The organism is Mesorhizobium sp. M0185 (genome assembly GCF_040322175.1).
Taxonomy (GTDB): Bacteria; Pseudomonadota; Alphaproteobacteria; order Rhizobiales; family Rhizobiaceae; genus Mesorhizobium.
The window spans coordinates 1-547 of record NZ_JAMYSY010000139.1 but is presented as its reverse complement, the minus strand read 5'-3'; the positions used below and the strand labels follow the sequence as shown (position 1 = coordinate 547).

Annotated in this window: 2 protein-coding genes; both read left to right on the top strand. The window is 55.9% G+C overall.

Annotated features, from left to right (window positions below):
- On the top strand, positions 1 to 364 hold a 364-nt coding region (locus tag NKJ20_RS34100), incomplete at its 5' end, for a pilus assembly protein (RefSeq protein WP_352453949.1).
- A partial coding sequence (locus tag NKJ20_RS34095; protein ID WP_352453948.1) for a TadE/TadG family type IV pilus assembly protein occupies positions 354 to 547 on the top strand: 194 nt, incomplete at its 3' end. The genes NKJ20_RS34100 and NKJ20_RS34095, both read left to right, overlap by 11 nt.

Sequence of the window (547 nt, the reverse complement as noted above, 5' to 3'; positions counted from 1 at the left end):
CCTTTGCCTGGTACTTCTTGGCATCATCGACGGCTGGTCTTTTGTCTCGAGCGCATTGTCGATGCGTGCAGGCGTCAAAACCGCGGCGAACCTCGTGATGCAAGGAGCAGTCGAGGATACGACCATCCAAGCTGTCGCTCTTTCGAGCTGGGAAAACCATCCTGATGGCGCGCAGGTGGCAGTGAGCCGGAAATACATGTGCGGGAACATCGTGGCCGATCCATCGGTCCTGTGCGACACTTTGAAAGCCCCCTCGGTCTTCCTCGTAATACAGGCGACAGCCACCTGGTCACCGCCCTTCAGTTTTGGCGCGTTTTCCCTCTCGCGCGAACTCAGTCATCAACAGGTGATTCGTGTCCGCTAAGTCGAGAGCTTTCACGGGGGATGCATCAGGCGGAGCTGCATTAGAGTTCGCGCTGATCGCGCCTTTTCTGATAATGCTTTTGATCGGCATCTTTGCATTCGGCTGGGCTCTGAATGCTATGTCGAGTGTTCGGTACACGCTGGAAACGTCGTCACGTGCGCTGCAAATGAAGAACTCGCTGAC